A 26,552-nucleotide genomic window follows, 5' to 3' on the forward strand; every position below is an offset into this window, starting at 1 on the left:
AAATCACCACTATTATTTTGATGAGTGCTTTGCTAAGTTAAATTGTAAAGTTCCCGTATTAAGTTTATTTCATTCCATGTGTTGTTGATTAACATATAAATGCTCCTCAAGTTTATTTTTGAACAACCCTCCACTTACAACTTGAAGAGGGAGTTTTCTCACTTGTTTTAGATAAATAAGTACATCATTCCTTTCAATCATTTAGCCGTTACCACATGCTTTAGCGCATTGGTCATTTGCACAATTTGTATGCCTAATCGTTGAATTCTAGCCGCAACCTCAGTATCTATTACTTCATTCCTATTATTAAAATGTTCCCTGTGTGCATAAACATATTCTGGAGTAATATATGACTTAAAGTATCCTGCAATTGGTTTTAACTGATTTTCAACGACTAAATAATGTTGATATGTTCCCCCAGTTGCCGCAAATCCAATCACTTTATTGCGCAATGCTGAAACAGGTAACAAATCAAATAAATTCTTTAACACACCTGTTAAAGAAGCTTGAAAAATCGGAGTGGCAATTATATAACAGTCTGCCGATTCAATCATTTCAATCATTTTTTTCGTATCAGCATTGTACTCCGTTATCGGCCTTCCATCACAAAATTCCATGTTGAATTGGGTTAAATCTAGTATTTCTGTAGTAATAGTCGGATCATAGTTTTGCGCCTCCTTTAATACAGCTTCAACGATTGAAATTGGTTTGACTCCGATAATCGTCCCTGATATTCCTAACAGTTTCAAGATGGAACACCTGCTTTCGTATTGGTTAATTCTACAATTCGATCATACAGATGATGATTTAAACGGCTTAAAAAAGGTCGTCTTTTTACTTTTTGAAACATATCGAGTGTGAAACTTTGGCTTAGATAATGAGATTCTATTTCCTTTGAATTAATAAAAACCTGACTGTGAAGGAATATCATACTTTTAATTGAATGACGAGGACTACTAACCGCTAATAAAGCATCATTTTCATATGCCCAAATTTTATACATCCATGGTTCTGCAGTTGTTTTTTTATTAGCAGATATCGCAATAATATCTGCGCCTTGTTTAGATAAAATGCGGTACGATTCAGGAAATTCAGCATCTTCTCCAGTGAGGACGCCGACTCTTGCGAATGGTAATTGTACAGTTAAAAAAGAGCCTTTTGATGAAGCATTATTCGAATGTACTTGGATGTAATGCGATAGGATTCCTTGAGGTCCAATCACAAAACAAACCTTCTGGCCGTCTTCAATCGTCACCACAATATGAGAATCAAATTGTTGAGCTGCCTCTATTAAAAAATTAGTTAATTCAAAATGATTGTTACATGAAAGCTCTGGTAGAACAAAAAGTCTATTTTTTATCTTTGTATTCATTGTCCGTAAATAATACGTGATCTGTTCTTTCGATTCCTTTAAGGACAATTTAGAGTCAATCGCTAACGAACTTACTACAAACGCTTCAGTTAACAAGACAGATCTAGTCTCTCCTTCTTTCCATAAATATGGATGTAATAAAATTTCATGATAAGCTTGTGGTTTTCGTTTAGATACTATCTCAGCTTTTATATTGTTCGGTAATTGATATTCACCGTAGACAATACCTTCACCTGAGACGAGCTGCTCTATCACTTCGCCAGTTGGACTAATGATTCCACTACCACCTGTAAATTGAGCTCCTCTCTCCATCCCCCATCGATTGGACGCCACCCAATACAGTCCATTTTCCTTCGCTCTAAGACGCCAAGTATTGCTAGGTGGATTGTTTTGTGTTCCTACCCAATTGGTAGGAAATGCAACGATATCTGCTCCGTTCAATGCTGCCAATCTCGTTGGTTCAAAGTACATAGCATCCATACAGATTAATAGAGCAATTCGACCAATTGAAGTTTGAAACACAGGAATTTCTTCTTTTCCTTCTCGCGCCCATCTTGGATCCGCAGCAAACAAATGCGTTTTGCGATAACGTCCGACAACTCCTTTAGGTCCTATTAAAACAGCTGAATTGTAATAAGAACCCGTTGGATCATCTACCTCCGGTAACCCAAATACGATATAGCAGGAGTACTTTGCTGTAACCTTTAATAGAAGATCGGTTGATTTACCTGGTATTGTTTCTACATAGGGAGCTATTTCTTGACGGTTTTCCCATACATATCCGCTTGTTGCCATTTCAGGAAAAACGATTAGTTTAGCACCATTTTCTGCAGCTTCGATCGCTTTTTCAAGCATTTTATCACGATTTCTTTGAACTTCACCTAGAATAGGTTCAAATTGCACGGCAGCTACTTTATAAGACTGTTTAATTGTTTTCATTTACATTTCCACCACCATTGATTCTTCAGTAAAGTCAACAAACACTTCTTTTTCTTCTAAAGATGTAATAACAACTTGCATTTCTTTCGTTAATCGACCGATAACATTAGCCGTGATCCCTTCATCTTCAAACTGTTGAATAACCTGTTGCTCTACCTCTGGATTAACGGTTAGAATAAAGCCATAACCTGGATAAATCTGTAGCCATGTTTCCAAATCGATGGAATCTGGAATCGGAATCAAACTTAAGTCCACTTCCGCTCCACATTGGGAATTTTCCGCAAGCATCGCTAACGTACCAAGTATACCTGCATTGCTTATATCTCTTGCAGCTTGAACGAAATCTAATTCAGCTAGTAACGGAATAATATTAAGCTTTCTAACCATTTCATCAGTATCAAGGAAACTGGTACTATCCCACTGAAGATAGTCCTTATAACGACCTCCGTTAAGATCAATCGCTACGATGACAGATTGACCAGGTTTTCCATTTGTTGCACGTAACAGTTTAGATGTTTTTCCTAAGATAGCTGTTGCTACTCCTGATGCTTCCTCTGGAAAGAAATGGCCACCAACCATTGGTACACCTAGCTTTCTACATCCTTCTGCCATTCCTTCGGCGATAAGCACAGAGGTTGCTTCATCAGGAGCACTAAGCAAATTAACAACAGCAATTGGCTTTCCGCCCATCGCGTAAATATCACTTACACTGACGAGAACAGCACAGTACCCACTCCAAAAAGGCTCTTTCTCAGCTAATTGCGGAAGAATGCCATCACATGACAGCAATAAGTATTCATCACCGTTTTTAATAATGGCCGCATCATCTCCAATCGGATCTACTGTCGCACCAAAATTCCAAACATCCGCAAATGCTTTCAGGGGTGGATGAATTGCTTTTTTTCGATTAAAGGCATTGGAAGTCCTCAATCGTTCAATAAGAAGCTTTAGATTCACCATACGAAACCCTCCATTACCAGAAAACTTAATTAAATTAAAAAGATATTCGCAAAAAGAGGCAGTTGTGCCATCCTTTTTGCGAACTGGTTAAAATTTTGTACTAGAGTTCATTTCATCCTAGAAATTTAGACAACTGCTAGGTTCTTTTTAAAAGGAGATAAGCCTGCTTTAGTAAGAATCTTTCGTACACTATCTTCATTCCCACCAATTGGACGAATATGAACCCCTTTCATACCTTCTATCTTTTTAAGTTTGTTAATAATATCTGTAGCAATTTGTAGCCCTTCTTCCTCTGAGTCATTCATCGCAAGCCTCTTTTTCACCCATTCCGGAACAACGATTCCTGGTATTTGGATGGCTTTATCAACATGTGCAGCATCCCGAAGCGGCAAAATACTTGCCATGATCGTAACTCTTTCATGTAACCCGCGACGACGAGCCTCCTCCATCCATTCTTCTATTAAATCAATATCAAAGACTAATTGTGTTCGAACAAAGTTGGCCCCGGCTTCTACCTTTGATTCTAAACTATCAATCAGTTCTGGAATCGGTTTACCAGCAATATTTTCAACGGTACCAATTGTCATTTGCGGAGGTTCTTCCATTAAAGTTCCATCAAACAATTTTCCTTCTTCTATGAAAGTCTTTACATATCTAACAAGCTCCATCGTTCTAAGATCGTAGACTTCCTTTGCTTCAGGCTCTGTCCCTACTTTGGCAGGATAACCACCAAGAATAGTGATATTTTTAATCCCTAATGCGGCAAGTCCAAGCAAATCGCTTTGAATCCCCATTCTATTACGATCGCGAAGATTGATTTGGACGATCGGGTTAACACCAATTTGACGAATGAAAAAGGCACAGACAGTAGGTGACATTCTCGCTACGGCAAGAAGGTTATCACTAATGTCAACAGCATCTACCAATCCGCGGTAGCTTGCTGCTTGCTCAATAATTGGATATGGGTTCCAGTCTCGTGGAGGAACTAACTCTGCAGTAACAGTAAAGTGGTTTGTTGGATCAACCTCATTCCCTAAATAGATTGACATCTGTTTTCCTCCTTATTTTTAAAATCGTAGAATATGAAACTAAATTTGGAATGTACTTAAAATAAAAGCTCCACTATTATGGTATTCAATTAAACAATCTTGTAAATCGAGTGGATGACAAGGAATTGTCCCTTCAATTAAATCCTCTTCACGTATACCGTGTAATCCAAGACCAAAACGACAAACATAGACTTTACCGCCTTCTTTTATAAACTTTTCAATCCCTTCATTAATATTTAATTCACCACCGAATCCTGCCGTACCCGTTGTCGGAAACCCTCTTGTTGCTGTAGCGTTCATAGCTCCAGTCCCATAAAAATAAATCGCTGTTTCAAACCCTTTTCTCTGGGCACGAATCGCTTGTAAAACAGCTACATATGATAATGATGATTCATGTGCAATACCGTGAACCAAAGCTAAAAATTTATCACCCTCATTCGCTTTATAATCAGGAAATACTTTCGTTTCACCATAAATTTTGCTACCAGTTGGTAAAGATGGATGTGGAATTTCATTCATAGATTTGATCTCATTTTCAGTAAAGTTTGCCATAGTTAAAACCTCCATATAGTTATATTATTTATGGTTAAAAGAGCTTTTGCCCCTATTGCCATCTAACTAAAATACTGCTCCTCTGCATTTCCCCAGAAGACACGTTCTTTGATTTCATCTGACACGTTAACTCCTTGAATTTTCCAAAACTCACTTTCGAAATCGCTCCAAGGTTCATCACAACCAAATAAGAAGCGGTCGACTCCTACTCCTGTTTTATCAATTTCTTGCAAGAGCTTACGCGGCCCAAAACCAATTGCCCAGCTTGAATCAACATAGATTTGATAGCCACCTTCTATTAAATCTTTCCAATGGGTAATCAATCGAATATGCCCACTAGTACCTCCACCCATATGAACAAGATGGATTTTATTTTCTTTTCCATATCGTTTAATGAGCTCAAAATATTCGGTAATGTCAGAGCTTCCTCCAGAACCAGTATGAAAATGTATCGGAATGTCCCTTTCTCTCGCTTCTTTTAAAATTTTTTCGTGAAGTTGCAACGTTTCCAGATCCCATTTTTTCGGATTAGGAGTACCCCCAAGTAAGTAACTCATTTTCAGGGCACGGATTCCAGGTTCATCAAGCATGCGAAAAGCTGTTTCATTTCTCTCTGCATTCTGTGCTAACCCTGAAACCCATAGCGCTCCCGCTATGCGGCCCTTTCCTTCTCTTGCCATTTGAACTATTAATTGATTATGAGAAAATGGTTGCTCTTGTTTAGGGACACCGTAGTTTGGCATGACTAGACTTTTTTCAATTCCTCGCGCATTCATAAAAGAAAGTAATTCCTCAGTCGTCTCAGGAGCGGGGTCCATTGGAGAAATCAATTCTTTTGATTCATAAAAAGCCCATGGTTCAAGATAACCCACATGACTATGAGCACTTATCACCTTACGACCAAACGCCATTTTAGTTGGTGAACCTTGGTGTTCGTTTGAGCTTACATATCTAGGCATGTTGTCTTGCTTTATGAAATTCATGACAACTTACCTCCATCATTTGATGTTGGAATCCGTTAAGAGTAAACAACTCTTCAACTTGTTCCCAACCTAACTTTTCGAATAATCTGATATTCTCAGCTTGAACTGTCGCTAAAAACCGTCTTGCATGTCGCTGCCTAACTTCTTCAACTGCAGAGCGAATTAAGTAAACACCTATTCCTTTCACTCGATAGTTCATTTGAACAGCAAGTCTACCACCCCACCAAACTCCAAGGTTTTGATGATCTTCATAACAACGAACAGTACCAACAAGCTGCTGTTTTTTTACAGAATAAGCGTTAATATAGATGGCATGTTTATCATGCTCATCAGCATCTGTTTCTTGAAACAATTGTTGTTCTTCCACAAATACTAGTTTTCTTAGAGCGAATGATTCTTGGATTTCTTGATCTGTTGTGGCGACTTTAATTACGTAATTCCTCAGCATAGTCTATCCCCTCCTTATCAATCACCTTCTCAAAGAATGGTAGTGCAGAACACGCTCCGCATTTCGCGCAGCCAGCTTCACTTTTTGTTGATGACAGATTTTCTGTTTCTAATATGTTAGACACACGACCGTAAATCGTTGTCATCAATTCACTAGATGGAGGCTCAGCAAATTCGAGCATCGTTCCTTGAAGCGGACGAAGAGGTACAACAAATGGATAAACACCTAATTTCGCTGCTTTTTCACAACCGTCAATGGTTTTCTCAAGATCTTCTCCTAAACCGATAATCACGTAGGTGCTTACTTGATTTCTCCCAAAAACAGACACTGCTTTTTTAAATGCTTTAAAATAGGTTTCAAGTGTTATTTCAGATTTAGAAGGCATCACTTTCCTACGAACATCTTCATCAAATGATTCTACGTGCAGTCCAATCGTATTTGCTCCAGCATCTTTTAAAACTTGATATAACGTATCATCTTCTGGTGGCTCACATTGGACTTGAATAGGTAAATCACTCACTTCTCGAATTGCCTTTACACACTCAGCTAAATAAAGAGCTCCTCTGTCAGTTTCATTAGGAGTACCTGTCGTTAATGTAATGTGCTTAATATGATCGAGCTTTTCTGCTGCTTTAACGACTTCAGCAAGCTGTTTAGGTTTTTTTCGAGCAATCGTATTTCCACTTTCTAAAGACTGACCAATTGCGCAAAACTGGCATCGCTTTTCTTTTGACCAACGAATACAGGTTTGAATAACTGTACTTGCAAGAACATCTGCACCATGCAGAACAGCTATTTTGTTATAAGGAATTCCGTCTTTTGTAGTTAAGTCGTAAAATTTGGGTCTTTTAACAGCTTCTAAAAAAGTGGCAATTGGAGATCTGAGCTCCTCATGTTTCAGCGAGAGGGTTGAAGACTCTTGAACCAACGAATAAGGAGAATGTTTTGCTGGTTCATTTAAAACTGGGATCATAACAGGTTTACCATTTAATATAAAAGCTCGATCATCTGTAGGTCCTGCACCACCTTTTCTCCCGCCTATCGTCAGGCCAGTCGTTTGCATGCCTTTATTGTGTAAATCGACTAATAACGTTTCTACTGAATATAGAGAGCTCACTTTTTTCTTCGTTACATCCAACTCATTCATTCGTTAAACCCCCTCAATGATAATGTTAGATAATCTTACTTTATTCACCTCTCAAATTGATTTTTTTAATAAAATTGACATGAACATCTCTTCAAAACGAATATTACATGGAATTTTATATGATGTAACGGACCACTCATTCAACAATTTTGCCAACCACTCAGCTAATTAAATAACGCTATTTCAGCTTTCTTTCCTTTAAAACGTTGATTTATAAGGATTTTTCACTCTTTTACATTCAATAAAATGATTTATATTCAAACAATTTTAACGTTAGGTTATCTTACATAGTTTTTCGTATGAATGAATTGAGGGGGTTAAGTGATGGAATGGAAACCAGATAAGGTTAATGATCTTCCTTTATATAAGCAAATTTCTAATTATCTCGAATCTTGCATTTTAAATGGAGAATGGCCATCAGGGAGTCGCCTTCCTTCAGAACGAAATTTAGCCAAAACATTTCGCGTCAATAGAAGTACAATAAATTCTGCCTTTGAGGAGCTTAAATCAAGTGGGCTTGTCCAAAGTATTGTTGGAGTTGGAACAGTTGTCAGTAAAAATGTATGGGAAAATGATCAGAATCGAACACCCAACTGGGATCGATTTGTAAAAGAAGGTTTCTATTTATCTAATAATCCAATTAATCAAATGATTTATCAGCTTATCCAAACTGAGGAGAAAATTATCAACTTTGGTATTGGAGAATTGCATGCCGATTTACTTCCAATGAAACTCATGGAAAATGTGCATCGTTCAATGAAATTAGACGGGGATTTAGGGTACCAACATATTCAAGGGAATATAAAATTACGTGAAGTTATCTCAACGCATATGAAACAATATCGAAATATTACAGCATCTGCTTCTTCTATACTCATTACATCTGGTGCCCAACAGGCCATTCATTTAATTATTCAATGTCTGCTATGTCCTGGTGACTCAGTTGCTAATGAAAATCCATCCTATGCATATTCTTTACCTATTTTCCATTCTGATGGATTGAATACACATTTTTTAGACGTTCAAGACGAGGGGATTGACCCAGAACAAATTATCGATTTATACAAAAAACATCGCATCAAAATGATTTTTTTGAACCCTATTCATCAAAATCCAACTGGTACAACCTTAAATCTCGAGAGAAGAAAAAAGGTTATGGAAATTTGCAATAAATATGGTATCGCAATCATAGAAGATGATCCGTATAGTCTATTAACGTACGATGATGAAAAAATGTATTCATTAAAATCGATGGATACAAACGGTCTCGTCCTTTATATTAGTTCTTTATCGAAAATTATTTCATCAGGCCTAAGAATCGGCTGGATTTCGGGACCTCAACCAGTCATTCAACGTTTAGCAGATGTCAAACAACAAATTGATTTTGGTCATTCTAATTTTTCTCAGTGGTATGCGACAGCATTGCTAGAATCCCCTTATTTTAATGAACATATCATAGAATTACGTAGAGGATTAAAAAATAAAAGAGATTTAATCGTGGAAGCATTTAAACATGAATTGCATCAAGACATTCGATTTATTGTACCAAATGGAGGCATTCATTTATGGTGTGAAAGTAATCATAAGACTATCAATGATCAGCTTCTTTTTAATGATGCGATTAAAAGAGGTGTTATATTTGCACCTGGTAATACATTAGGTTCTCAACATAATTTTTTCAGATTCACATACAGCCGACCAGAAATGAACACAATAGCAAATGGGATCCATAGGTTTGCAGAAGCATTGAAAGCATCAATAAAAAAATAAAAATACATACGTTCAAATAACTCTAATCAGTCATTTGAACGTATGTTGCTAATTTACTTATGGTTTTAGTACCACTTTAATACAATCATCTTGATGATCATTAAAAATTTTATACGCATGACTGGCATCCGTTAAAGATACTTTGTGGGTAATAATTTCCTTCGGGTCAAATTCTTTATTTACAATTTTTTCATATAACATTGGCATAATTGGAATCACTGGTGCTTGTCCCATTTTCAACGTAATATTTCTAGAGAAAAAGGCTCCTAAAGGAAAATTATTATAGTTCCCCCCGTATACTCCTGTAATCTGCACAGTTCCAAATTTCCTTACTGCTTTTGTTGCTATTTGTAGGGGACCAATCGTTCCACCTTGCAGTTTTAATTTTTGCTCCACAAATTCTAGTGGTGATTTTTTCCCGTCCATACCAACACAATCGATAATAACATCGGCACCACCCTGTGTGATTTCTTTTAGATGTTCACCCATATCAGGATATTGGGTAAAGTCAAACACTTCGACATTATTCATTTTCTTAGCATGATTTAAACGATAATCGATGTGATCGATCGCAATGACTCGTTTGGCCCCTTTCATCCATGAAAATTTCTGAGCCATCAATCCAACTGGCCCACATCCAAGGACAATAACCGTATCATCCTTTTTCACCCCAGCATGCTCAACACTCCAATAAGCCGTCGGAATGACATCTGATAAAAAGAGAAGGGATTCATCTTCTAACTCGCATGATTCAGGAACAAGAAATGGTGTGAAATTTCCAAAAGGCACTTTGAGATATTCTGCTTGACCACCTGGATGATTACCAAACTTTTCCGTATACCCAAAATAGCCACCTGAATCATAATGAGGATTGGAATTGTCACATTGACTTGTCAGATCGTGCTCACAATAAATACAATGTCCGCACGCGACATTAAATGGAACAACGACACGATCACCCTTTTTAACCTTTGTCACTTCAGGACCAACTTCTTCAACAATCCCCATCGGTTCATGTCCGATAATATATCCTTTTGGTAATGGCATGTTTCCTTGATATAAATGAAGATCTGAACCGCAAATGGTCGTTGACGTTATTTTGACAATAACATCATCCTTCTTTTCCAATTTTGCATCTGTAACCTCTTTTACCATTACATTATTCGGTCCTTGATATGTTACTGCTTTCATGCTTCCACTCCCAATCCTTATTTTAATCAATTGAATGATTACTTGTGTATTGACATCAATCATCTAAAGTATTTCCCAAAACAAATGACTATCATCCATACACAACTATAAAAATTTATTACTATCCTGTTGAATTCGGAGTTAAGTAAGAAAGCACGTGATTCATCTACCCTTTATGAATAAAACGATAGACAATGTACACATTAAGTGAGGTAAATACTTGTTCTCATTATTAAGGAGGAATGTTTAAGTGGGCGTTTTAAGTGAAATTTCGCAACATGAACCAATACAATTTCGTGATGTTCTTCATATCACTGGTTATCTAAATAGTGCTCAAGGCACTCTAGCTGCAAATGAGGTTTTTATGACTAAGATAGTTGATCAAGATTTCAAAACATTTGCAGAAGACATTTTACAAAAGGGACTAATGACCGAAATCCAAATACTACAAAGCCTTCTTCAAACAAATGGATTAGTATTACCGCCTGCACCACCATCTGTTTCTGTAAATAACCTCCCTCCTAACTTAACTTTAAATGATGCACAAATTGCTGCTGATTTTTCTGAAAAAATTTCATCATCTTTATTAGTTTGCAGTCAAATAGTAGGTGAATCATGTCATGAAGATATTGGAAATATATTTGAGCGATTCCACATGAGTAAAGCACAGGTCGGGGCACGATTAGTACAATTAATGAAACAAAAAGGTTGGCTTGTTCGACCTACGTTATATTTATAATATAAAATCCATCAAAAAAGAGGTCGAACATCTCTTTTTTTGATGGATTCTAAAGAGAACAAAGTGATTTGAACGACTATAGGTTTTTCTTTAAAATAAGAAGCTCTAACGGATTCATCGCTATTGTTTTTCTCTTTGTCTCATTCATTGAAGGTAGCTCTCTTTTATAATTACTAATAAGCTGCTCCCATGTCCCAGATTTCTTCATTGTAATCTTAACAGGCCTTTTCATCGGGTTAATAAAAATCACAAATTCCTCACTATCCCCTATTAATGAATACCCAAACAGAGGGTCTGGTGTTTTTAACACCTGCAAGCGTTTCTGAATTTCTTGAACTGATGATAATCGAAATACGTTATATTGTTTTCGTAGAGATATAAGAGCTTTAATCCATTGAATATTTTTATCTTCCTCTACTCGTCTATTCCAATCTAATTGATTAATTTCATCTCCAGAGATATAACTGTTTTCATCTCCTTTTTTTGTTCTAAACCATTCTTGACCAGCGTGTAAAAATGGGATGCCTTGACTGATAATCGTTAAGCCTGTAGCAATTTGGTGCATCCTTTTACGAGTTTGCTCGTTCTCTCCAGCATTTGATAATTCTAGTCTGTCCCAAAGTGTATGGTTATCGTGACATTCCACATAATTGACAGATTGAGTTGGCCGCTTAAATAATTGAACACCACAGTTTTCAAGACATGATCCTGAAACAAGCTGCGCGAGATGCTCAATAAACCTTCCTTCTCCATTTACAAATCCAAGATCATATAAGTCAAATAAGTTCCCTTTTAGAAAATCGCGAAAACGATCGTTAAAGAAACTTATACCCTCTAATTGATGTGATTGAGAAATCGTCGCTTTCTTTTCAGCTGGTAATGGGGTGTCTAGCTCCCAGCCTTCGCCTAATAATAAAATTGGCTCTTTTTCCTGATCACAGCGTTTTTTTATTTCTTTCATTGTCTCTATATCGATTATTCCCATTAGATCAAAGCGAAAGCCATCGACCCTGTACTCCTTTAACCAATAATCGATGCAATCTAAAATAAATTTTCGAACCATCTTTCGTTCTGTTGCTAAGTCATTACCGACACCTGTTCCATTACTCGGAAAACCGTCTTCTTTGTAACGAAAATAATAACCTGGGACAAGTGTCTCAAACGCAGATGATTGTTGATCAAAAACGTGATTAAATACGACGTCAAGAATAACTAATAAACCTTCACTGTGGAACGCTTGAATCATTTGTTTGCATTCTAACACTCTACTAATAGGTACAGTTGCATCCGTCGCATAACTACCTTCAGGAACTTGATAATACAATGGATCATATCCCCAGTTATAACGATCGTTAGGTTGTAATTCATCAATCCTAGCAAAATCATTAATTGGCAACAACTGGACATGAGTACAGCCAAGCTCTTTTATATACGAAAGGCCTGTTGAATACCCCGAATCCGTTTTTGTTCCAATCTCTGTTAAACCTAAGTACTTTCCTTTATTTTTCACACCACTGCTTTGTGATATCGTCGCATCTCGAACATGCAATTCGTAGATAATCGCATCTTTAACATGTTCAACTTTAGGTTTTTGATCGTTACGAAATTGATCAGGATCAGTCGATTTTAGATCTATCACAACACTACGACCACTATTAGCTGTCATTGATTTTGCATTTGGATCATTTACTCTTTGCGACTGGTTGTTTATTGTAACCTCAAAATCGTATAACGCCCCGTTCCAATCTCCTTCAACCGTTGTCATCCATACTCCAGCTTCTTTGCGATCCATAACATATCGATCGTTATTAAGATGTAAGACCATCCTTGTTGCTGTTGGTGCCCAAACAGAAAATATCGTTTTAAATTCAGAATAATCAGGCCCGAGTGAAACAGTACTTGCATCATACATCTTATCAAACCACGGTGTACGAACAATAGCTCCTGAATAAATAGGCATCTGTTTATCCCCCCACTTTAAATACATATCAAAACCTAATGGGAGTTCCTCTTCTAAAGTTAAAATCGCTTTATTATTGGATTGTATTTCTTTAACCTTGCATTGAATGACACGCCCCTGCCATTCAATTATTGGCGTTAATTCTTTGAAAGCTGTCAGCCCTTCCATATTCACGGTTAAAACCTTCACATCATCTATCCAAACAATGGACTTTTCCATTGTTAAATTCCTCATTTCTCAGCTGATTATTTGGTATTTAATTTCTCAAGCTACCAATTGCAATATAAAAGATTTCCAAATGCACGTGCATTCAATTTCTTATTCTATGCAGATGACACATCATTCAACATTTAAAATTTTACCATTTTTACTATCTTTAATCCAATTAATGGCTATTCCAAAACAAAATTTGAAAATTTTAGATAAAAACCAAAATAAAAACAGGTTATTTGTTGGATCAATTCCCCAAATAACCTGTATCTATTCAAAAAATACCTTTAAAAATCTTATCCTTGTAAAGCTCGTTTCACTAAGTCTTTAAGCGGAGTTGGTTCTCCAATTAAATTTGTTAAATCATTTGATGTTTTAGCTGTTTCACCGTGAGCAATCGTATGATAAATGCCAGCAGAAAGCTCAGCAATCGGTTCAGGTAAACCTACATTTTTTAAATATTCTTTTGCTTCATCATATGATACTGAGCGATGAACGACATTTTTGCCAGACACTTCAGAAAGAATCTCAGCTAGTTCATCAAATGTCCAAGGTTGTGGATTCACTAAATTATAGGATTTGTTCTCATGACCGTCTTCTAAAAGAACGGTAGCTGCAGCCTTTGCGAGATCTTCACGAGATACAGCATTTAATTTTCCATTCCCTGCATTCGTTACAACTTCTCCCGCTGCTACAGAACCTGCAATTCCTGGATTTACGAAAACATCCGTATAAAGGGCATTGCGAAGGAAAGTATAAGGAAGGTCTGATGATCGAATAGCATATTCTGTCGCCATATGAACAGTTGCTAATGGAATTTGAGACTCTTCTCCAAAAGCATATCCAGTGTAAGCAATATGTTTTACTCCTGCATCTCTTGCCGCTTGAACAACCGTGGCATGTTGACGAATACGAAATGTATTATCAGAGTCTGGACTTGAGACGAAAAGGATCTTAGAAGCACCTTTAAAAGATTTCTTCATAGAATCCAAATCTAAGTAATCTCCATAACGAACTTCAACTCCACGATCAACAAGTCCTGAGGCTTTTTCAACATTACGAACACTTGCGATAATTTCATTTGCAGGTAACTTTTTAAGTAATAGTTCTATAACTTGATTCCCTAAAAATCCAGTAGCACCAGTGACAACGATTGACATAAAAATCCCTTCCTTCATCTCATATTCTTTTTATACATAATTATCAAGAGGTTATAGTATAACCAAATTGGTTACAACAAATCCAAAAATGCAGTTTCATTAGAACCATATTGGTTACACCGATAATGAAAAAATTAGCTCTTTAGAGAGCCAGTTTTCTCGCTTAATTCTTCTACTAACTGTTTCAATGTAACTTGAGCTAATTCATGTTCCAAGGCATACTGAGCTTGAAGCATTTTCATTCTAAAAACAGATTCAATATTTGCTCCGACTGGACATTTCGGATTCGGATGTTCATGAAAATTAAAAAGGTCACCTTTTTCCACGACTTCGACAGCTCGATAGACATCAAGTAGCGTAATTTCTTCAAGACCTTTAAGTAAATATGCTCCTCCAGCCCCAGCGCGAACATTAATTAACCCAGCTTTTTTTAACTGTCCAATAATTCTGCGAATGACAACTGGATTTGTCTTAACACTTCCAGCTATAAAATCTGATGTACATAGCTCTGGACTTAACGCAATCAAAGATAGCGTATGAACAGCAATTGAAAATCGGCTACTAATTTTTTTCATACAATTCACCTCTTGATGTAACCATTATAGTTTCACCATAATAGCAAGTCAATAGAAGAGCATTCATTTTTGAATTCGAAAAGAAAAAAGTTGTTTCTGATAAAACAACCACATAATTATTTAAGGTACCTTTTATACTATTTTAAAGATAATTTTTTAATTCGTTTATAAAAATTACTTCTCGGGATTTTCCGCTTTTTAGCTTTATAATCAGTCACTTTATAATCGATAACATAAATGTGTATTCTGATAAATCTTCTCCCGTATTTCTTCTGATGACTGTTTCTTTAACTGAGAAATTGTATGAACGATATCTTCTAAAAACAAAGGAGATGTATCACGGTTCTCATAAGGTCCATTAAATCGCCACGGACCATCAGTTTCAATTAATAACTGATCTAACGGCACTGAACTTGCTAGTTGTTGATCACGCTTTCGATAACACACTTCAGGAGTAACAGAGACGTAATACCCTTCTTTTACAATCAATTCGAGCACATCTTTAGGCGCTTTTAACCAATGAAAATGAGCGTGTTTCATTTGATGTTTTTGTAGTAAATCAAAAACCATTTTCGTTTTATCATGAACGGCATGAAGAGCAACTGGCAGATCGTTCTTAAGAGCAATTGCCAAACACTCCTCTAAAAATTCAATGTAGTACAAAAGAGAGTGGGGCAATTGATCAAGATTATAATAAGGTAAACCTATTTCCCCGATCGCGGTAATTTTGTCACGTTCCGTTGATATTAATGATTGCCATTCCATAAAGTCACATTCTTTAGGGAGTGGGTTTTCAGGATGGAATCCGACAGCAGCATAGACGAAATTTGGGTATTTCGTTTGTAATTCCAACGTTCGGTACGAAGAAGCCAAATCATTAGAAACCGCAATAACGCCTTTCATTCCTGCTAACTTCCACTCGTCAATTTTTTTATGAATGTTTTCGTATTGTTCAAGATGAATATGTGCGTCAATCATATGATCAATCCACTACTTTCTTCAAGGATACTAATACTCTCACTGTAGCATTTCACTAATTATTACAAAACCTCTTTCATTGAGAAAAATGTTCATTACTGTACAAATTCCCTTGCATCATTATTAAATCACCTTTATAATTCGTAATTATTACGATTTAATTTTCGTATTATAGGAGTGAACCTTCTTGAAAAAATGGATGATTATCGGCGGCGGCATTCAAGGCTGCACACTCGCAACCTTTTTAATAAAAAAGAAAAAAGTGACCATTGATGAACTTATTATCATCGATCCCCATGATGCCCCTCTTCAAAATTGGATACAGTGCACAAATAAAATTGCCATGCCACATTTACGTTCACCTTCTGTCCATCATATTGATGTCGATGCTTTTAGCTTAGAGCGACAAGCTAAATTGAATCTCTCTGAACAAGATCAATTGTTAGGACATTACGCACGCCCTTCTTTACCATTATTTAATGAGCATTCTTTAGGAGTCTTAGAAGACATTCAAATTGAAAAAGCTTGGTTAAGAGGTAAAGCCTGTGGAATAAAAAAAGCTACTGGAGCATGGGAAGTTCAACTTGAGGATGGACGCTCCTTTAAAGCAGAAAAAGTAGCGTTAGCAATGGGAATTAGTGAACATCCTATTTGGCCTGATTGGGCTCGTTCAATAAAAGATAGCGGCGCAAATATTGAACATATTTTTTCAGAGAATATTCAATCCTTAGCAAACGTCTCTACAAATATAACAATCGTCGGAGGGGGAATTAGTGCGGCTCACCTTTCGCTTAGACTAGCAGATAAATTCCCTGGTCACGTTACATTATTAACAAGAAATCGTCTAAAGGTGAAGAAATTCGATTCAGATCCTGGCTGGTTAGGACCCAAGTTTATGTCCACATTCACCCAATTAAAAGACTATACAGACAGAAGAAAAATGATTGCTAATGCTCGTCATAAAGGCTCAATGACTAGTGAATTAAATATTAAATTAAAAAGCAAAGAAAAATCGGGTAGTCTTAACATTATCTATGATGAAGTGAACCATGCTAAGTATGAAGAGGACATTATTCATTTAACGTTAAAGTCTAATGAACAAATATCTTGTTCATCAGTCATACTTGCAACTGGCTTTCATTCAATTCCTCCAGGCATAAAGTGGTTAAGTCCTTTTATCAAGAAACAGAACTTAGAATGCGCAGCTTGTGGGTTTCCGATTGTCTCCCCTTCTTCATTAGAATGGGATGAAAATTTATATGTACTTGGAGCGCTGGCAGAATTAGAAGTCGGTCCTGTATCAAGAAATATATCTGGAGCAAGAAGATCCGCTGAACGAATCGTGAATAGTTTATAAAATATTCACTCTAAATTAATAAGTGATCACTTTCATTATTGAAAGGATCACTTATGACATTCGTTACTATTTCTGATATGGAATGTTGACAAGGTCAGGAACCGTGACAAATTCAAAGCCTTGTTCTTTTAGGGTCGGGATTATTTGCCTGAGAGCTTTGATTGTCCCCGTTCTATCGGCCTCCTGTTCGCCTCCATCATGCATTAAAATAATCGCCCCTGGTTCGACGTTACTTAACACATTATATGCAATATCCTCTGGCGGTAATTCTCGCCAATCTAACGAGTCAGCTGACCATCCGACTACAGTATAATTCATTTCAGCTAGCTTCTCTACCAATTCATCATACAAGAAACCATAAGGAGCTCTAAATAGTTTTGGTCGATAGCCGATTAGATTTACCAAAACATCCTCTGTCTGATTCACTTCTCTTACAAGTGTTTCAATATCAGCAGCTTTCGAAAGGTCCGTATGAGAATATGTATGGTTTCCAATAATATGACCTTCCTTTACCATCCGCCTTACTATATCAGGGTAAGTTTCTGCTCTTTTTCCCAACACGAAAAAAGTTGCTGGAACATTAAATTCTTTTAAAACGTCCAAGACTTGATTTGTAAACCGTGGATCAGGTCCATCATCAAATGTTAATGCAACTTTATTTTCGGTTAATGGTCCTCTTAAGACAACCGTATTCGGATACTTTTGTTGTAAGATGATATTAGAAACAGGTTGACGAACTCTTCCACTATATTCGGGACCACCTGCAGGATCTGGGATCTCTTGCTCTCTTTGTTGGGGTTGATCCTTCTTATCCTTACTCCCCCACAATTCTAATAAATGATCGCCTATTGATTCCTCTTCAGCAAGAACAGTTGTATTTCCATTCACAAAAACACAAAATAGCAAAACACTCATCAATAACATTTTTAAAATTTCCCTCCGCAAGTTGTCATCTCCTTTTTCATTTACTTCTATTATTTTTAATAAAACAAGGAAACTTATTCGAGCATTTTTTAATTTCATGAAAGGTGTAATTAAACTTTTAAAGTAGGAGCTAATAGACAACCGCTTTTGATTCAAAAATATTCTTAATCACAAATAAAAAATGACCTCCCACTTTGCGGATAGGTCATTTTTTATTATTACTGTTATTAACGAGTTTTCCCCTTAGAACATATTGCACTGAAGGTAAAAGCTCTTTTACTCAAATTTTAATTTGAAACTGGTACGCCTTCTTCAGCTAACATTGTCCAGTCCTCTCCCATATTCGCTGTTTCATAAATGCTTTGTTGCATGGTTCCAACAAGAATAGTTCCTTCCAAAACAGGATGCTTACTAATCATCGTCACAACATCTTCTTCAAGTTCTAAATGTAAAGACGTCCATGTTTGTCCAAAGTCTTCACTTACATATAAACCATTATAGCTTCCAATCAAATAAGCTATTAACACTTCACTTTCTTCATCCATTGAAACAAAAGCTGTAGCTGTATAATCTGACTCAGCTTGACTCCAGCTTTCTCCTCCATTTTCAGAAACAAATAAGCCTGTTTCAAGGCCTGCTAAAACATAATCAGGATTTAACGGATTCGACACTAATGTAATAATCTCTGCAACTGATAAGCCCTCTACATTTACTTGACTCCAGTCATGTCCCTTATTTTCAGATTTATAAAGGACAGAATTCCCTGCATCTACCCCGTACATAATATTTTGATCGCCTTCGTTTACATGTAAACTATGAAAATCAACTTCCTCATATAAAGCAATTGGTTCCCAAGTCAAACCTTGATCGTCACTTATAACAACACCTAAAGGATTAGCTAAATCAGACCGTATACTTGGATGACCACTTGAAATCATTGTTCCATCGTTTAAAACGGTAAATCCCATCAAATCGTGCTGCTGTTCAGGTTCTCCAACTTGCTGCCAGCCTGACTCGTCAACTTGAATGAGACCATGATGTGTCGCAATATAAAAAGACTCATTTGCGTACTCAAGTCCATGAATATGAGTATATGATTCTATTTCATCAGTTTGACTACAAGCCGCTAAAATAATGACTACAAGCGCTGTGAAAATTATGTGTTTCATTGTTCTTCCTTTCTGATAATTAGTCTGTAAAATGTACGATTGTATTACTCCTAATAATACGATACGAGCAACGATCGTATTATTAAAAACACTTATCTCATATTCTCCTTTCACCTTTTAGTTAATCTACAATTGTTAATATAGTTAATAAATATGTAGAAAGAATGAAGTTTGCAAGTAATGACATGTATTCATTTCCACGTCCTAAATCACATTAAAGTAAAAATGTTCATTTTAAACATCGTTTAGACCCACTAAGTAGCATCAGTGGGTCTAATTCACCTTAAACATTCATTCACTTTCTTTTATAGGTAGATAAGAGTAACCCATAAATATAATGAGAGCAAAGTGACGAAAAGAGTTAAAGGTATAACAAAAATAGCAACTTTTAAATATTGGACCCAAGTAACATGAATGTTTTCCCTCTTTAACACATACATCCATAATAAAGTTGCAAGAGTCCCGAGTGGCGTAAGCAGTGCTCCTATATCACTCCCAATAATAATTGCGATATAAGAAAATTGTAATGTTTGTATATCTAGTCCCATTTCAGTAATCATTAGGACACCTAACATGACTGAAGGTAAATTATTCATTAGATTTGAAAGTACTGTTATCATAATCCCAGATAGAAAACTAGCATAAAGTAAATTTTGAGACATTGGTTCTTTCAATATTTCAACTAATATTACTGGTAAACCTGTATTGTTTAATGCATAGACTATCACATACATTCCAAAAGCAAATACGAGGATATGCCAAGGAGCTTTTTTAATAATATCATAGACGCCTATTCTTGTTTTAAACCATCTAATTACTATTAAAATAGCTGCTCCAACAAGAGCAATCCATTCAATATTTATACCTAAAGGCGTTAGTATAAAATAACTTGCTCTTACTAGTATAACAATACCAAGACATATTTTTAGTAATTGCACATCAATTGCTTGCCTTCCTATTGCTTTTTTTGATAATAGAGGAATTTGTTGAGACATGATAAAAGCAGTTGACTCATCTTGAATAGAATCTACTTTTTTTGGTATGCTCTTTTTAAAAAGTAGAAAGATTAATAAACTTAATGTACAGATCCCGATCATAGAAGGAACTAAAACCATATTTGTATATGATATTAAATCTAAACCTACTATTTGTAGACCGATTAAATTAGCAATATTACTTACTCCGATAGGTAAGCTTGAAGCCGTAGCAACAAAAACGCCGCCAAACAAATAAGGAAATTTTTGTTTTTTTGTTAACTTTAACATTGTAACAATATGAATAATGATTGGTGTTGTTAGTAAAATACTCCCATCATTGTTGAAAAAAATCGTCATTAAAAAACAAAGAATAATGATATACCAAAACAACTTTATACCAGATCCATTAGCCCGTTTGATAATATTATAAGCAGCCCACCTAAAAACACCTATCGTCTCAAGAACAATGCACATAATAATAGTTGATATAATTGTTAATGCAGGGCCACTTACGATTTCTAATATTTCCCTAACATCACTCAATGGTACAATTCCCATTAATAACAATATCCCAGATCCTACAAATGCAGGTACCGCTTCATTTATTCCTCGAGGTCGCCACATAATAAATAAAGTAGTAAGCGCAAAGATCAGCAGAGTAAAAATGACCAATGAATCAGACATTGGAGTTTACCCCTTTTATTAATTTATTGTAATTTTCTACGGCATCAGTCTTATTTTTAAACTGACTCAATTCGCTTGAAGGTTTTAAAAACTTATAGAAAACTAAACCCGATAAAAGTAATAAAGAAGAAATAAACATTTCCTCACCCCTCGCTATGAAAGATTATGTTGATAATTTTATTACATAAAATAATGTTCTTATCTATTTCTCCTTTTTCTTTAGCGATCATTCTTTGTTTGTTTTTTACTTTATTTTCGTATCAGTAATGTAGGCTTTGTTCTTATTCTCGGGCTCTCCTTCCACTTCAGCCTAATTTTCCTTATCATTCTCTGTTTCGTTTTCAGACTCACTTGCCATATCAATTGTTTCTTCTACTGGACTTTCTTCGTCAGAATTATCGCTTACTTCGTTTTCTTCATTACTTTGCATGACCACTATACTTAAACTTTTAAGATGCTCTATTGTGTAGAATATAAGGCCATCTCTTTCGGTTTGAAGCATAATAAAGCTTCCATCCTCACCATGTAATTTTCCTACTCTAGAATCTGGACCACTTCGATTAATGCGCACATTTTCTCCTATAAAAGTTTGGATTAACTTCTGAAAATTATTAGGGTATAAAAGTTCTTTTTCTTCAGAAGAAAAATGAATTTGTGCTTCTGTCTCTTCTGTAATCGTTTTAATATGTTCCAAGGTAAAAAAGATGATTTCTTGATTTTTTGCACGAAAGACTAAAAAGTCTTCCTTTACTGCTAAAAGCTTTCCAACCGTTGCTCCAGGTCCGCTTTTATTGACTTGAACTACTCTACCAATTAATGAATTATATATCTGATCAGACATTGTTTCCTCCCCCTTATCTAAAATCTACTAGTTAATCATCTATACTTCATATATACATATCCCTTTAGTCGTTTTCACTCGGAATATAGTTTATTTATATTGCAGAACACTTCTATGTGTGATGGGTAAAGTATTCAATTAATAATTAATATAAAGTATGTATAATTAGACTTAGACTATGAACTAGGTTGCTCTTAGATTTGCTTTTATGTATAGGTCATTTAAAAGACCCACCGAAAATTCGGTGGGTCTTAATAATAAATTGATCTATGTTCTCTTCAAGCTAAAACCAATATTCACTAAAGCCTGTTCTAATGTAGCATGAGTCTTAATTCCTTGTAAATCATCTTTAAATTCTACCGCTTTCATTGCTAAGTTTGGCTTAATTCCCGTCATCACAGGAGTTACTCCGATTAAATTTAAACTATTTGCTTTTTTTAATAAATGTGAAGTGAATGACCGATTCATAGCTTGAACGCCAGATAAATCAAAAATTAAATAGTCTAAGGATAGTCTTTGACTTTCAGATAAAGCAGTAAGAGTAATAGATTCTGCAAGTTCTTCACTTATATCTCCAATAATCGGCAGAATAGCAATTCCTTTAGCAACTGGAACAATTGGTGCCACTAAATTTTTTATTTGCTTATTAGCTATATCTAATTCTAGAATATAAGTAAGAAGAGAGGACATGGTCTCAAAGAGCTCAAGATGTTTATCGATAAATTCAAAAGGTTTATTATCTAGTCCACAAATCGTTCCATAATTCTCACCATTCCCAAAATATAAAGGTATACCAATAAAGCTCCCACCTCCTAATTTTTTTGTTACTTCAAGATGGGCGGTCAGTTCACTCTTAGTAATATCGGGAATGACGAGAATCTCTTTACCTTTCTCAACACTTAATTTGCAAAATGTTTCTCTAAAAGGTAGAGTCCCTCCTTCTTCTAACAAAACATAGTCTTGATTGATTACTTTGATAATTTCATTGGTATATGTATCGTTTTTAGCAATAAATAATGTATTAATGTCGATAAAACGATTCATAAGGTGCAGAACTTCATTAATTGCTTCATCAAAGTTTTCAAACTTATTTAATCTAATGCGAGACTTTTCAACCGTGCCTTTTGTCACTACGCCACCTCTTAGTTTGCATTTATATAAATTATTAAACTATTAAACTATTTCTTATTAGTTAGATTATAACGTGACTATCACTCACATGTACATCACAAAAAGCCTTAAAGTTGAATCAACAAGGCAATCCTTCGGCTTTGGAATACTTCTCATTTCTTCTATAGTCGGTTGACAATTCATATCTAAAAACACGTCAATCATGACATCTCCAATTAATCAGATTATATTTATATATCAATTAACCACTCCTACTATAAATAAGTAGAAGTGGTTTTTAAACTGTTATTTTTATTCTTCTGACTCATGTTCAAAGTTGATCTCAGTACCATTTTCTAGAGTCATTTCTAACTCCAAACTTTCATAATTTGGGTCGAAATCAAAATTTTCATGAATAGCAGCAAGAATTTCTTCTTCACTCATTTCACTATCAATTTGGAAATTTTCAAATCTATTTTCAAGTTCTTGATAAGCTTCATCTCCTGTTAACTGCATATCCATACGAGAATCATCAATTTCTGCATTTACTTCATCAGTCGTATGTTCGTAATGAATTGTATAGCTATCACCTAAATCACTATAATTCACATTCAAATGTAAGTAGCTAAAACCGAATGCAGTCGTTTCAGGTTCATCAGAATCAGGATCTAGCACTTCGTCCACATCCGTATCCATTCCTTCATCAGTATGAATCATGTCACCATCAGCTTCTTGCTCCACTGGCGTATCCTCTGGAGCTGGATCTTCAACAGTTGTTTCCTCGTTACAGGCTGCTAATACTAATAGAGATGATGCAAAAATACCTACCATTACTTTTCTTGTCTTTTTCATAAAATGAATTCTCCTTTTTTGGTTATGTAGTAGTTATGTAGTATAAGTAACCTTTAAACGATAAGATTAAACTTATTTTATGAATTATTTTAATATATTTTTACGTAATCCTTTTCATAAATAAAGAACACTCCCTACTGCAGAGAGTGTTGCTTAAAATATTGATTTTTATCCTTTCTTTGAAAATAACCCACTATGATAATCAGTATAAGCCTGTTTGATTTCTTCCATTGTATTCATGACAAAAGGACCATAAGCAACAATTTCTTCTTTGATAGGCACGCCTGTGTAGACAAGCACTTTTGAACGAGCATTTGCTTTTAATCGTAATTCACTTTCCTTTGTATCTATACCATTTTCTTTATATGTCAATGTTGCTACAGCTGTCTTTTTTAGACTTTTTTGATTATGACCAAATTCTACATCTCCTGAAAGCATATAAATGAATCCATTATGATTTTCAGGTAGACGCAAATTGTAAGAAGCACCATCTGATAAAGAAATTTCAGTTAATGTAAATGGGACTACTGACTCTATTGGCCCCTTTAATCCTTCAATGTTTCCTGAATAAACGTGAACTGCTCCTCCATCAAAGGAAACTGTCGGTACATTTTCGATATATACATTCTGGTAAGTCGTTGGAGTGTTTTTTTGATGTTTAGGTAAGTTCAACCATAATTGGAGTGTGTGAGCAATGTCATTGTCGACAGCTTCTTCCGCATGAAGTGCAGCCCATCCAGCATTCATGTATTGAACATCACCAGCCTCTAAAATATCATGACCACCATGATTATCCGTATGTTCAAGTCGTCCATCAATAACATACGTGATTGTTTGAAAACCTCTATGAGGGTGCTCTGAAAACGTCCCACGTTTAAACCAATCCTCAGCCATTAAAATAAACGGATCAAAGTCCTTCCATCGATCTGGAGGTAGCACCCACCCTTTTTGAACGGCTGGAAAAGACATTTCTTCATATTTAACATACCAGCTATCTTTAAGCTCCCTTTGTAATACATTATTAATTTCCATTTAATTTGCCCCCTCTTAAAAAATTTTTGATTCTTAGCAGCTCTAAATTAAGAGATGCTTAAATGCAATATACTATCTTTATTAAATCAGCTTTTGGGAAGATAAACAAAGCTATTGCTCATTACAGGAACAGTACTAAAAAGCAGAGGAACGACAATGAATGTCAAATGTCTTATTCCTCTGCTTTCATTATGGATTAATTATTTACTTTCAACCAAGGAAGGCACACTTATAATGCTTTCATCTAGTGGCTTAATTGGTTGTATGTTTTTACGGTTAGCTAAAAACTCTGGTCTAGGATTCGCATCTGAGAAAGGGTTAGTTAATTGATTTTCGATACTATTAAAAACAAAAAAGACATTACTGCGTGAGAATGGTGAAATATTACCACTAGAAGCATGCATAATATTTGAATCAAAAAAGAGAACCGATCCAGCAGGTCCCGTTGCCCTGTCGATTCTTCCTCCAGCTTGATCAACTAAGGTCTTTAAACTATTTTCATCCGGAACACCGAGCTCTTGTTTTTGTAACGACTGTTTATAGTTGTTCTCAGGAGTCTCTCCTGAGCAAGATACATACCACTTATGGGATCCAGGAATTAACATAAGTGGACCATTAAATTCATGGTTATCTGTTAAAACAATTGAACAACTTACTGCTCTCATATTTGGCATTCCATCTTCTACATGCCATGTTTCGAAATCAGAATGCCAGTAAAATTCTTTGCCTTTAAAACCTGGTTTAAAGTTTATTCTCGATTGCGTAATATACACTTGACTACCAAGAAGCTGCTGAGCAATACTGACTAGTTTTTTATTTTTTGAAAGTCGCTCAAAAAATTCACTGTTTTTATGAATTTCAAAGATAGAACGTACTTCGTTACTTCCAGGTTCTCGAATAACATCTTCACTATTGTTGTTTTTATTTAGTTCCATAACGTGGCGTAGTTCTTCTTTTAATACTTGAATATCTTCTTTAGAAAAAAGGTCTTTAAAAAGAAGATAACCATTCCTCTCATAAGTTTTTAAATCTTCTGCGCTAAGAGGACCTTGGAACAACTCGGAGTTTTTGTGAATGACGTCATCTTGTCTCCTGATCATTTTTGCTTCCTTACTAATTCTTGAAGAATACAAATCTGCTACCATACCCAATCACTCCTTCTGAAATATTTTATTTAATAGGTAACAGTTGATGTGATTCCCTCTATTTATACGACGAAACTAATAAATCCTATTCTTAAAGTATGAGATATTTTCAATTGTGATCAATAATTATTGACAATTAAATCATCCATATAATTTATTATAATCAATACTTAATTAAAATAATTATAATTAAGTATTGATTATATCTTAGAAGATGTTATAATAATAATCTAAATGTTATCTCAATGATCGAAAAATTTACTGATCTAGTAACTTTAACATAAAAAAGCTTTCTCATATTTTACGGTTAATAAAATAGTCATTTTGTAAATTCTCAATATTATTCTCAATTATAAAAATTTTTAAAATTCATTATCAATAATCATTATTAAATAAATCTATTACTCATTTACTCTTTTCACGAAGAA

The 26,552-nt window shown here is 35.3% G+C and carries 24 protein-coding genes; 3 read left to right on the plus strand and 21 right to left on the minus strand.

Features of this window, described 5'->3' with window-relative positions; genetic code table 11:
* Window positions 1-197: 197 nt before the first annotated feature.
* The 8 genes from IQ10_RS03955 to IQ10_RS03990 all read right to left on the minus strand — a co-directional run bounded on the left by IQ10_RS03955 (window position 198) and on the right by IQ10_RS03990 (window position 7,450).
* Window positions 198-749 carry an NADPH-dependent FMN reductase gene (locus tag IQ10_RS03955; protein ID WP_144449183.1) on the minus strand — a complete coding sequence of 184 codons (552 nt, stop codon included), beginning with the start codon at window positions 747-749 and terminating at the stop codon, window positions 198-200.
* Window positions 746-2,311 (minus strand): nitrilase-related carbon-nitrogen hydrolase, encoded by a 1,566-nt coding sequence (locus tag IQ10_RS03960; RefSeq protein WP_144449184.1) that lies wholly within the window; start codon window positions 2,309-2,311, stop codon window positions 746-748. The genes IQ10_RS03955 and IQ10_RS03960 overlap by 4 nt, the downstream gene beginning before the upstream one ends.
* Entirely contained in the window at window positions 2,312-3,271 is a 960-nt protein-coding gene (locus IQ10_RS03965; RefSeq protein WP_144449185.1) for an AIR synthase related protein, read from the minus strand. It lies immediately after the preceding gene.
* Window positions 3,272-3,396: 125 nt separating this feature from the next.
* Complete coding sequence (locus IQ10_RS03970; RefSeq protein ID WP_144449186.1) at window positions 3,397-4,320, minus strand: methylenetetrahydrofolate reductase; 924 nt, start codon at window positions 4,318-4,320, stop codon at window positions 3,397-3,399.
* Window positions 4,321-4,359: 39 nt separating this feature from the next.
* Complete coding sequence (locus tag IQ10_RS03975) at window positions 4,360-4,872, minus strand: MSMEG_0572/Sll0783 family nitrogen starvation response protein (protein ID WP_144449187.1); 513 nt, start codon at window positions 4,870-4,872, stop codon at window positions 4,360-4,362.
* 62 nt (window positions 4,873-4,934) lie between these two features.
* On the minus strand, window positions 4,935-5,855 hold the full coding sequence (locus IQ10_RS03980; RefSeq protein WP_242009724.1) for an amidohydrolase family protein: 921 nt from the start codon (window positions 5,853-5,855) through the stop codon (window positions 4,935-4,937).
* The gene (locus IQ10_RS03985) at window positions 5,824-6,303 is read right to left on the minus strand and encodes an MSMEG_0567/Sll0786 family nitrogen starvation N-acetyltransferase (protein ID WP_242009726.1); all 480 of its coding nucleotides are present in this window, start codon (window positions 6,301-6,303) and stop codon (window positions 5,824-5,826) included. The genes IQ10_RS03980 and IQ10_RS03985 overlap by 32 nt, the downstream gene beginning before the upstream one ends.
* Window positions 6,281-7,450: an MSMEG_0568 family radical SAM protein gene (locus IQ10_RS03990; protein ID WP_144449188.1), complete on the minus strand. Its 1,170-nt coding sequence runs from the start codon at window positions 7,448-7,450 to the stop codon at window positions 6,281-6,283. The genes IQ10_RS03985 and IQ10_RS03990 overlap by 23 nt, the downstream gene beginning before the upstream one ends.
* Before the next feature lie 324 nt (window positions 7,451-7,774).
* Here IQ10_RS03990 and pdxR point away from each other — a divergent pair, with 324 nt between their 5' ends.
* Window positions 7,775-9,220: a MocR-like pyridoxine biosynthesis transcription factor PdxR gene (gene pdxR / locus IQ10_RS03995; protein ID WP_144449189.1), complete on the plus strand. Its 1,446-nt coding sequence runs from the start codon at window positions 7,775-7,777 to the stop codon at window positions 9,218-9,220.
* Window positions 9,221-9,277: 57 nt separating this feature from the next.
* Here pdxR and IQ10_RS04000 read toward each other — a convergent pair whose 3' ends face one another.
* Window positions 9,278-10,411 carry a zinc-dependent alcohol dehydrogenase gene (locus IQ10_RS04000; RefSeq protein ID WP_144449190.1) on the minus strand — a complete coding sequence of 378 codons (1,134 nt, stop codon included), beginning with the start codon at window positions 10,409-10,411 and terminating at the stop codon, window positions 9,278-9,280.
* A 250-nt stretch (window positions 10,412-10,661) separates the two neighbouring features.
* Here IQ10_RS04000 and IQ10_RS04005 point away from each other — a divergent pair, with 250 nt between their 5' ends.
* Window positions 10,662-11,150 (plus strand): DUF3231 family protein, encoded by a 489-nt coding sequence (locus IQ10_RS04005; protein ID WP_144449191.1) that lies wholly within the window; start codon window positions 10,662-10,664, stop codon window positions 11,148-11,150.
* Window positions 11,151-11,226: 76 nt separating this feature from the next.
* Here the strand turns inward: IQ10_RS04005 and pulA are convergent, their stop codons facing one another.
* From pulA to IQ10_RS04025, 4 genes are all read right to left on the minus strand, one after another.
* The gene (gene pulA / locus IQ10_RS04010) at window positions 11,227-13,329 is read right to left on the minus strand and encodes a type I pullulanase (RefSeq protein WP_158639983.1); all 2,103 of its coding nucleotides are present in this window, start codon (window positions 13,327-13,329) and stop codon (window positions 11,227-11,229) included.
* 287 nt (window positions 13,330-13,616) lie between these two features.
* Window positions 13,617-14,480 (minus strand): SDR family oxidoreductase, encoded by an 864-nt coding sequence (locus IQ10_RS04015; protein ID WP_144449193.1) that lies wholly within the window; start codon window positions 14,478-14,480, stop codon window positions 13,617-13,619.
* A gap of 134 nt (window positions 14,481-14,614) precedes the next feature.
* Complete coding sequence (locus IQ10_RS04020; RefSeq protein ID WP_144449194.1) at window positions 14,615-15,055, minus strand: Rrf2 family transcriptional regulator; 441 nt, start codon at window positions 15,053-15,055, stop codon at window positions 14,615-14,617.
* Window positions 15,056-15,274: 219 nt separating this feature from the next.
* Entirely contained in the window at window positions 15,275-16,033 is a 759-nt protein-coding gene (locus tag IQ10_RS04025; protein ID WP_144449195.1) for a TatD family hydrolase, read from the minus strand.
* 187 nt (window positions 16,034-16,220) lie between these two features.
* Here IQ10_RS04025 and IQ10_RS04030 point away from each other — a divergent pair, with 187 nt between their 5' ends.
* On the plus strand, window positions 16,221-17,390 hold the full coding sequence (locus tag IQ10_RS04030) for an FAD/NAD(P)-binding protein (RefSeq protein ID WP_144449196.1): 1,170 nt from the start codon (window positions 16,221-16,223) through the stop codon (window positions 17,388-17,390).
* Window positions 17,391-17,456: 66 nt separating this feature from the next.
* Here IQ10_RS04030 and IQ10_RS04035 read toward each other — a convergent pair whose 3' ends face one another.
* From IQ10_RS04035 to thpD, 8 genes are all read right to left on the minus strand, one after another.
* Entirely contained in the window at window positions 17,457-18,335 is an 879-nt protein-coding gene (locus tag IQ10_RS04035; RefSeq protein ID WP_144449197.1) for a polysaccharide deacetylase family protein, read from the minus strand.
* Between the two features lie 266 nt (window positions 18,336-18,601).
* A complete protein-coding gene (locus tag IQ10_RS04040) occupies window positions 18,602-19,483 on the minus strand; it encodes a F510_1955 family glycosylhydrolase (protein WP_144449198.1) in 882 nt (293 codons plus the stop codon).
* A 305-nt stretch (window positions 19,484-19,788) separates the two neighbouring features.
* A complete protein-coding gene (locus IQ10_RS04045; RefSeq protein ID WP_144449199.1) occupies window positions 19,789-21,144 on the minus strand; it encodes an arsenic transporter in 1,356 nt (451 codons plus the stop codon).
* Between the two features lie 310 nt (window positions 21,145-21,454).
* Window positions 21,455-21,985 (minus strand): hypothetical protein, encoded by a 531-nt coding sequence (locus IQ10_RS04050; RefSeq protein WP_144449200.1) that lies wholly within the window; start codon window positions 21,983-21,985, stop codon window positions 21,455-21,457.
* Between the two features lie 267 nt (window positions 21,986-22,252).
* Complete coding sequence (locus IQ10_RS04055) at window positions 22,253-23,116, minus strand: STAS domain-containing protein (protein ID WP_242009728.1); 864 nt, start codon at window positions 23,114-23,116, stop codon at window positions 22,253-22,255.
* A gap of 291 nt (window positions 23,117-23,407) precedes the next feature.
* Window positions 23,408-23,947, minus strand: coding sequence for a YusW family protein (locus tag IQ10_RS04060; protein ID WP_144449201.1), 540 nt, complete (start codon window positions 23,945-23,947; stop codon window positions 23,408-23,410).
* A 168-nt stretch (window positions 23,948-24,115) separates the two neighbouring features.
* A complete protein-coding gene (locus IQ10_RS04065) occupies window positions 24,116-24,979 on the minus strand; it encodes a pirin family protein (protein ID WP_144449202.1) in 864 nt (287 codons plus the stop codon).
* Window positions 24,980-25,179: 200 nt separating this feature from the next.
* The gene (gene thpD, locus IQ10_RS04070; RefSeq protein ID WP_144449203.1) at window positions 25,180-26,124 is read right to left on the minus strand and encodes an ectoine hydroxylase; all 945 of its coding nucleotides are present in this window, start codon (window positions 26,122-26,124) and stop codon (window positions 25,180-25,182) included.
* Window positions 26,125-26,552 lie beyond the last annotated feature (428 nt).

Origin of the sequence: Halalkalibacter nanhaiisediminis (assembly GCF_007830185.1) — a bacterium.
Classification (GTDB): Bacteria; Bacillota; Bacilli; order Bacillales; family Bacillaceae_D; genus Halalkalibacter; species Halalkalibacter nanhaiisediminis.

Coding starts and splice junctions, on each gene's coding strand:
- IQ10_RS03960 (WP_144449184.1), bottom strand. CDS start 2,311: ATGAAAACAATTAAACAGTCTTATAAAGTAGCTGCCGTGCAATTTGAA.
- IQ10_RS03965 (WP_144449185.1), bottom strand. CDS start 3,271: ATGGTGAATCTAAAGCTTCTTATTGAACGATTGAGGACTTCCAATGCC.
- IQ10_RS03970 (WP_144449186.1), bottom strand. CDS start 4,320: ATGTCAATCTATTTAGGGAATGAGGTTGATCCAACAAACCACTTTACT.
- IQ10_RS03975 (WP_144449187.1), bottom strand. CDS start 4,872: ATGGCAAACTTTACTGAAAATGAGATCAAATCTATGAATGAAATTCCA.
- IQ10_RS03980 (WP_242009724.1), bottom strand. CDS start 5,855: ATGAATTTCATAAAGCAAGACAACATGCCTAGATATGTAAGCTCAAAC.
- IQ10_RS03985 (WP_242009726.1), bottom strand. CDS start 6,303: ATGCTGAGGAATTACGTAATTAAAGTCGCCACAACAGATCAAGAAATC.
- IQ10_RS03990 (WP_144449188.1), bottom strand. CDS start 7,450: ATGAATGAGTTGGATGTAACGAAGAAAAAAGTGAGCTCTCTATATTCA.
- pdxR (WP_144449189.1), top strand. CDS start 7,775: ATGGAATGGAAACCAGATAAGGTTAATGATCTTCCTTTATATAAGCAA.
- IQ10_RS04000 (WP_144449190.1), bottom strand. CDS start 10,411: ATGAAAGCAGTAACATATCAAGGACCGAATAATGTAATGGTAAAAGAG.
- pulA (WP_158639983.1), bottom strand. CDS start 13,329: ATGGAAAAGTCCATTGTTTGGATAGATGATGTGAAGGTTTTAACCGTG.
- IQ10_RS04015 (WP_144449193.1), bottom strand. CDS start 14,480: ATGTCAATCGTTGTCACTGGTGCTACTGGATTTTTAGGGAATCAAGTT.
- IQ10_RS04020 (WP_144449194.1), bottom strand. CDS start 15,055: ATGAAAAAAATTAGTAGCCGATTTTCAATTGCTGTTCATACGCTATCT.
- IQ10_RS04025 (WP_144449195.1), bottom strand. CDS start 16,033: ATGATTGACGCACATATTCATCTTGAACAATACGAAAACATTCATAAA.
- IQ10_RS04040 (WP_144449198.1), bottom strand. CDS start 19,483: ATGAAACACATAATTTTCACAGCGCTTGTAGTCATTATTTTAGCGGCT.
- IQ10_RS04045 (WP_144449199.1), bottom strand. CDS start 21,144: ATGTCTGATTCATTGGTCATTTTTACTCTGCTGATCTTTGCGCTTACT.
- IQ10_RS04050 (WP_144449200.1), bottom strand. CDS start 21,985: ATGTCTGATCAGATATATAATTCATTAATTGGTAGAGTAGTTCAAGTC.
- IQ10_RS04060 (WP_144449201.1), bottom strand. CDS start 23,947: ATGAAAAAGACAAGAAAAGTAATGGTAGGTATTTTTGCATCATCTCTA.
- IQ10_RS04065 (WP_144449202.1), bottom strand. CDS start 24,979: ATGGAAATTAATAATGTATTACAAAGGGAGCTTAAAGATAGCTGGTAT.
- thpD (WP_144449203.1), bottom strand. CDS start 26,124: ATGGTAGCAGATTTGTATTCTTCAAGAATTAGTAAGGAAGCAAAAATG.